The sequence below is a fragment of the Paenibacillus sp. P4_A9 genome (assembly GCF_056402415.1).
In genome coordinates this window covers 1-7,281 of sequence record NZ_JBFUHL010000112.1, presented here as the reverse complement: position 1 = coordinate 7,281, position 7,281 = coordinate 1, and the positions used below count along the sequence as shown (strand labels likewise).

Sequence of the window (7,281 nt, the reverse complement as noted above, 5' to 3'; positions counted from 1 at the left end):
ATGATGTGATTCAGGAAAATAAAGATCGTTAGTCAAAGTCCAGTAATTACGCGGTTTTTATGATTATTATAAATTTTAATTAAGTTCGTTACTTAAAGGACTTTTTCAAAAGGAAATGAGGTAAAAGTGGAAAATAAAGTTCATTAGTGTTGTTTACTATTGTAATAGCATCATATCCTCTATTTTGATTCCTGACACTGTTAAAAGATATGGCATATTTTATTAATAAGAATAGGCAGCTGGTCCGGTTATCTACTGACTGCGCGGCAGCTGGTGATCCCTATTTAAGTAACGTTCTCTCGTTAGTTTAATGTCGCGCAGCTCAGTCTAAACAATAATTCAGCCCCTGATCTGCTATTGTTGTTCCATCCAAGTTACTCCGCCATCCTTGGTATATAGGCTGATATAACGGGAATAAGCCCTTCCTTCAGCCGGACTTGTAAAAATTAGCTTCTCACCCAAAATGCCTTATCCAACTCAATGATTACATCCTAGACACCCATTTGTACCTCCGAGATACTACACCGTACCATTCTATTGCTAACTACAATGCCACAGAGCTTAAAAATCATCCTACAAACGTAATATACTGTTTACGATTATCGGATAAGTCAGTATACTGGTACTTACAGTAATAGCCAATACCACAACCGATGTGGAAATCAAAAAAGGTGAATCATGGGGAAAAAATTATTCGTGGGGTTAGCTTATTTTTGGTCAATCGCAATATATATTATAGCAGGTTTAATGCATTTTTGGACTGTATACATAGCTTATGAAAGTAGTGGATTGTTTTGGGGTATTATCTCTTTCTTCTTCCCTGTAATTGCTGAACTTGTATGGGGATTTAACGCATGGAGCGAGACTGGATTTGATTCTCCATATGTTCAATGGTTAGTTATTTTAGTAATAATGTGGGTTGTACAGATGGTTGTACTGTGGGGTGTCGGAATTGTTGGGACATTATTAGAAAAAGAAGAAAATAATCGAAAGTTAATTGCTTCGACCAAAGTGGATTATACAACCGAATCGAGACCAATATATTTCGGGTTCGGAGGTTGGCTGTACGTTCTCGCAATTGGTCAAATACTGGTGTTTGGACGTTCACTTTTTTATTTAGTTGATTCATTGCTTCCCATATACACTTCGGGACAAATTCAAGACATATCACAAGATAATCCTTTATTAGCTTTTGGGATTTTCTTAGAATCTATTATAAACATTTATAACGTAATTATTATATTGATTAGTGCTTATCTATGTTTCAAATTGAAAAAAAGTTTCAAGAAAATTATGATTTATTTTTTTAGCATTAATTTAGCGTTAGCTATTGTTCATTTTATACTAATAATTACAATACCAAATATTGATTCATCAATTGTAAATGATGGAAGAAATGTACTTATAAATTCGGCGATTGTATTTATTTTATGGGTTCCTTATTTTATTAAATCAAAAAGGGTGCAGAATACTTTCAACTATTAAAAAGCCCTTCGGGGCTTTTTAATTTGGATGAACAATTTCTCACAATCCGCCATTACAACACCTTCCACAATCGATTCTCCGTGTCATATGTACACAGTAATCAAACACAACAATACATATATTTCCCTCACCTAGTATCATCGTGCCTTATATCGACTCCTACGCATTGTAATTGGCAATAAGGAGAGAACCTCCTCTCCCCCTACACCTTAGATTTGATTGATGCTGTCGTGTATCTCGTTTGCACTTTTGCAAAATTCATTAGGATCACTTTGTATATACCATTTTTGTAAGTTTCGCTTCTACAGCTTCTTTATGGACAAAGCATTTTATCGCTAAATTTGTGTAAATCGCCTGGATTCAGATCAATACCAATAAGAATATCTGTCCTGCCTAAAATTGCTCCTTCTTTATCTAATAGGTCAAGCCATCCACGTTAACAAAAAAAGCACCTACTCAACTGAGCAAGTGCTTTAGTGAATGGCTTTTAGAACTCAATGATTTTAAATTGTTTAAGAAAGTCTTTCATTATATTTCTGACAGCTACAATAATTACGGTTGAATGATACGTAATAACTGTGTTTTTTTCACCTTTGTTACCAACCTCAAGAGTATTCTCTAGAAGATTCTTAGTAAAACTTCGAGTAGTGTTAAGTTCAATATCATCCCGACTTACAGACTCTAATTCAATTAAACTTTCTGTCATATATTCTAATTCTCTACTAAGATAATTCGCCATGTTTTCAAGTGTTTCTCCTTTGTAGCTGAAATCTTCAAAAGATAGTCTCATTGCATAAGTCACAGTTTGTGCCAGTTTCTCAGAATCCATTGAACTCCTTTTTTCTAACGCTACCATTAAAAATTCGAAATATAAGGCTGTATATTTAAGTAAATTCAATTCGACATTGATAAAATATTTTATATCATCTTCATCAAAATTATTTCTTACTTCCTCAGCTTGTGAATAATCCGTATCTGGATACTCGTGGAGATGATTAGTTATTAGTCTTGCAGCTTGCCCAAGGTTAACCTTCTTTTTTCCTAATCCAAACATTTTCCCAACTCCCCTTATGCCACATTTTTTTCACACTATGGACTCATTTTTTTGAGTGTGGGTAATCTGCTGGAAGTACTCCGTTTTTATCTAGGTAATCCCGATCTTCAATCATTTTTGGTGGGGTATATCCTAATCTGGTAACTCCAAACAATCCACCTTTATGTACTGTATTACCCTGATTGTTTAACGTAATCGAAGCAACAAGATCACGATTTACATATACTTCGTACATTTTGAAACCGAAAGCAGTAAGTAAATCCTCAAAAGTTTTAACTCCGTATCTTTTTGCTCTATCCGCCAATACATCCCGTTCAATTGTATCTGAATCGGTAAGATGTATAGTTCCACCATTTCTAAACAAGTCTAAAAAATCACTTGCAGGTTCTGCTAAACCCTTTTTAAAAGTTTCTTCATTAACCTCTTCTACCAAATTGTAATCCAAAACTACGTGTGTAACTCTAAAGGTTGTTCGCATAGGTTCTCCAAATACTAATCTTTGGAAAAAATTTGTATCATTAAATTCGCTTTCTATAGTATATGGCTCATCATTTGCCTGATTTAAAGATTGTATCAGTATTTGTCTACCGTCTTTATCCATTCCTAAATAACTATTCTCATTTACCACTATAAAATTTCCTTTATTAAAAAAAGCAATTACTATTATTATGACTGCTCCAATAACTATGCGTTTTAAGAAATTCATAATTACTTTGCTGATGATTTTGTTCTGAACAGGTTGTTCGATTTGTATACTGGATTCTTCGGGAATATATTCAACCCCTGCAAGCGTGTAAATTCGTTGATGATATAGTGGGTCTTCTTTATTTAAATCTTGAACTTGACCAATAAATTCATTAATTTCATCAAATAAAACTCCATCATATCCATTTTTCATCATAAACTGAACCGAATTTCGAATCCTAGGATCATCAGCAGGAACTCCTACTTTTCTCAAAGATGCAGAAGAATTTATGGTTTGAGCCTCAGAATCTGTTACAAAAATATTAATACCACACAGTGCCAAAACAAGCTGATTTCCGATTTCCTCAGTCAAAATATCATATTCAATGTAGTGTGCTATAAATAGTTTATAAGCTTTTATTATTGTATCTTTATTTGCAGGAAGCGATGAGATTTTTCTTGCAAATTCACCTTCATTACCAGAAGCTAATGCTGCTCCATAATCATTAACAACTTTCTCCGCTTGCACTAAATTCACTCTATTTTCCCCCAAAGTTTTCAATTATCTCAACACACTAGGTGTACCACTTGCTCCCATTATATTAGTCCTATGTAACCTAAGATTCCGAACAAATCCTTTTTTAATAAGCGTGATACAAGTACGGAATAATTATGAGATAACAAGCATTCTCCAAGAACATAAACACGTTACCTACAATGGGTAGCAATACATGATTCTTAAATGCACCCTGTATTGAACGATTCGTTGATTTCTCCCATATGTATACACCAGTTGCAAAAATCGTCATTGGCAAGTCAAGAATAACGAATTTAACAATATTGAATGCCATTGGAATTGCAATGATACAAGCCAAAATAAAGCCAAACAATTCCCAACCCAATCCATTCATAATAAATGCAATTACTAATGCTACAATACTGAAAATAATAGCATCTTTAATTACCTTACTAACTACCGCTTTAGGATTATTTATATCGACACCCATAACTATATTTGCCAATCTGATCCCCCTCTCGTAAAGATCATTCTTTTCCAAATACTTTTTCAAGATGTTCAAGTTCACTTTTGACTAACTTATCATGTGTATCAATGAAAATGTCTGGAAACCATTCAGATGGTGTAGGAAGTATAATACTAAACACAAGTGGTGCAATAAATAAAACAATAAATGAAATTATTCCTATTGTAAAAAACACTGCTAATCCTGATTCGTTATTAAGAATATTCTTCCACTTCGGAATTAAGTGAAACACTAAATAACTTATTCCAAAAACAAATAAAAATTCGCCAAACATTAAGTACTTATTTCTTTTTAGCATATCAGTATTATGATAATACTTAGCTTGTTCAAGTTCATTTTTGAACTCAGTAATGTATTCACGTTCATCGGTTTGAACTGTTTCCACAGCCCATCCTTCTTCCATTGGAAGTGAAATAATAAATACTGATTGCAGAGCAGCATGCAAAAGATACATTAACATTCCAGCAAAAATGAAATAAGCGAAAAGATGTTTTTTATTATTATAATTCAAGTAAGCACTTCCTAAAGTTGTATTATTTGATCCATTATTGTAACCAACCCACTATCCCTAATCTTCGTTTAAATACTTATCCTCGACCCACTCAACAAAATCGTTATTGAACTGATTATATGCATCTTCAGTAGCACCGTCTGCAATGACAATGTATCCTTCTGTGATCGGTAGACCTAAGGCGACCAATATTTTTCTTTGGAGCGACTGAATATTTTGCGTCATAATAAATTTTTCATCTATTTGCAAGCCATCCAAAAAGTCAGTTCTGAATTTTTGCTCATCAATTCCCATCTCAAAAATCTGCGTACTTATATTATTATTAAGAAATTTTATAAAGAGGATTGATGTAATGTATTTGGTTAATTCTCTATACTGCTTTTTGCTGATATTATCCATTAATTGGTCGATCACTACTATGTGAGCTTCATCAAAACTCTGATCCATCTTGCTACCTATCTCAAGTGATTGGATTAGCAATCTTAAATATGAGACCGAATTGAGAATAATCATTGCATTAAAATCACTATGAAGTGTGTGCGAACGATCAGCAAATGCTTCGTTTTGATATTCCTTCATTAAAAATTCCAATCTTTTTAGCCAACTTGCTCTGATCGAATCGTCACTATGTGGATTACTTTGAATTTCTTCCTTAACCGCGGCAAACTTTTTTTCTACAGCTTTTCTTGAATGTACTATTTCAGCTACAGATGCAAGTTCGCTCTCATCAAGATCACCAGTAATACTCTCAAATTTATCATGTGCGTTTATGTATACTTCTCTCTGAACAATCATTCTTTTTAGTTCTGCTTCATCATCATAAAATTCAATAAAAAATAATTCATCATCGTATTGAGTGAATCTGCTGTATGTCTGATAATCAATATCTTCGTTTACCATCCACTCTTCTTTTCTTACACCATTGATTGAGTTAAAGATATTGACTTTGATCGCTTTACTAATCTGACCTTCGGCAACCATCTTATCAAGCCATTTCTTGGTTACCTGCCTCTTTACGATTCCACCTTTACCATCAGGAAGCTCCAAAGTAACTTTATCACCAAACAAAGAGTCCCAAAAGCCAACAGATACACTCATTCAGACACCACTTTCCAGACGACTTTAACCCTCTTATATTGTATTGGCTAACATTCCCATTATACGTCATATTGGTCTGACAGCATATAACGAATGATGCTTATTCCCTACTAGTTCTCATTCTATTTACAAATAAATCCATACGAGTTACAATGTACCTAGCGGAAGCACCGCCAATTCGTGTTCAACACACGTTTTTGGTTTGGTGCTTTTTGTTTTATAATCTGATCATCGAGGGGTAATAACTTATGATTAAGAATGTTAAATGGACGGACGCTGACCTTCAAAACTGCATTTACTTTCAGACTGTTGTTGAAGTGAGCGTAGCTGGGGAAGTATGTGAAAAAGGGATTATACAGGATTACTCAGGGGATACCGTAACAATAGACGGTGGATATTACTTAAGGATGAATAGTACGTTTGTGGTGTGAGTTGAATATACCTACTCAGGAGTATCATCACACTTGATGCCCTCAGATGACTAAAGCTGCATTGTCCCGGATAACACAAAGAACACCCATGAATCAGGTGTCCTGTGATTCCTTGAGTAATCTTATGAAATCCTTAATCTTGTAATACTCATTCTTATACTGTACATGGTGTTGTGAAATATAAAGGTATGTTCTTGAAATATCCTCTATTTCTTTTAAGATCAAATAGGCATTTTCAAAAAGAACAATAGCATCGATTTTACATATTCGTGTGGGGAAAACATTTAGACGGAGTTTTTTAGTAACTCTATCCTTAAGATCAACAACAGAGTTAAATTTCTTATCTCCAAAGACGTTTTCTAAAGACGGTTCGTTAACAAAACTAAGACCACCATTTTGATTTATTGTCGATCTCCAGATGTGGTTATGTGCTATCACATCTCTGACAACAAAAAGCTCATAAAGGATTTCCAAGTTGTCACTACCAATTTTGAAATATTCCTCCGTAAACTTCAATACGTTTTTATAAGGCTCGCAGCTTTCTTCTTGTAGCTTAAAATGTCTTGCTCTTGCTAAGAGTGACTCCAACATTATTACTGTTAAAAGAATTATTGATGTGGAGTATCCGTTCTCATATACTGATGTTTGAACCTCATTAGATGTGGATTTATTTTCCAGTTGTTCAAATAAAGTGACTATCGGATCTAAATAGGAAGTACCTACAACGGTTATATATTCACTTTCCATGGATTATCCCACACCTTTTCTAAAGGAATTTCCGTCATAGCAGAAGTGTCTACTGCAATACAAAGTCCCGACCCCTTAAGTTTCGATAAAACTTCTCTTTTATTGAGCTATCGGTTTGCAATAGGTAAGCATTTGAAGTCATCTCCAGCTTTTCCCCTGCTCCACACGGAGCGTACGAGTTTCCCAGTACTCCGCGTTCCATCTAACCGAATTTACTAATTCATAACT

8 protein-coding genes are annotated in these 7,281 nt (G+C 34.2%); 2 read left to right on the top strand and 6 right to left on the bottom strand.

Annotation, left to right across the window (positions count from 1 at the left end; genetic code table 11):
* Window positions 1-678 precede the first annotated feature (678 nt).
* Window positions 679-1,485, top strand: a complete 807-nt coding sequence (locus tag AC1DVJ_RS28990; protein WP_477596031.1) for a DUF2569 family protein — start codon at window positions 679-681, stop codon at window positions 1,483-1,485.
* A 487-nt stretch (window positions 1,486-1,972) separates the two neighbouring features.
* Here the strand turns inward: AC1DVJ_RS28990 and AC1DVJ_RS28985 are convergent, their stop codons facing one another.
* The 5 genes from AC1DVJ_RS28985 to AC1DVJ_RS28965 form a co-directional block, all read right to left on the bottom strand.
* Entirely contained in the window at window positions 1,973-2,539 is a 567-nt protein-coding gene (locus AC1DVJ_RS28985; protein WP_477596029.1) for a hypothetical protein, read from the bottom strand.
* Between the two features lie 43 nt (window positions 2,540-2,582).
* The gene (locus AC1DVJ_RS28980; RefSeq protein ID WP_477596027.1) at window positions 2,583-3,785 is read right to left on the bottom strand and encodes a hypothetical protein; all 1,203 of its coding nucleotides are present in this window, start codon (window positions 3,783-3,785) and stop codon (window positions 2,583-2,585) included.
* 79 nt (window positions 3,786-3,864) lie between these two features.
* On the bottom strand, window positions 3,865-4,245 hold the full coding sequence (locus AC1DVJ_RS28975; RefSeq protein WP_477596025.1) for a hypothetical protein: 381 nt from the start codon (window positions 4,243-4,245) through the stop codon (window positions 3,865-3,867).
* Between the two features lie 22 nt (window positions 4,246-4,267).
* On the bottom strand, window positions 4,268-4,777 hold the full coding sequence (locus tag AC1DVJ_RS28970) for a hypothetical protein (RefSeq protein WP_477596023.1): 510 nt from the start codon (window positions 4,775-4,777) through the stop codon (window positions 4,268-4,270).
* 57 nt (window positions 4,778-4,834) lie between these two features.
* Complete coding sequence (locus AC1DVJ_RS28965; protein WP_477596021.1) at window positions 4,835-5,875, bottom strand: hypothetical protein; 1,041 nt, start codon at window positions 5,873-5,875, stop codon at window positions 4,835-4,837.
* Window positions 5,876-6,123: 248 nt separating this feature from the next.
* On the opposite strand from AC1DVJ_RS28965, the gene AC1DVJ_RS28960 reads away from it, so the two are divergent.
* Window positions 6,124-6,306 carry a hypothetical protein gene (locus tag AC1DVJ_RS28960; protein ID WP_477596019.1) on the top strand — a complete coding sequence of 61 codons (183 nt, stop codon included), beginning with the start codon at window positions 6,124-6,126 and terminating at the stop codon, window positions 6,304-6,306.
* A 93-nt stretch (window positions 6,307-6,399) separates the two neighbouring features.
* Here the strand turns inward: AC1DVJ_RS28960 and AC1DVJ_RS28955 are convergent, their stop codons facing one another.
* On the bottom strand, window positions 6,400-7,053 hold the full coding sequence (locus tag AC1DVJ_RS28955) for a hypothetical protein (protein WP_477596017.1): 654 nt from the start codon (window positions 7,051-7,053) through the stop codon (window positions 6,400-6,402).
* Window positions 7,054-7,281: the final 228 nt, after the last annotated feature.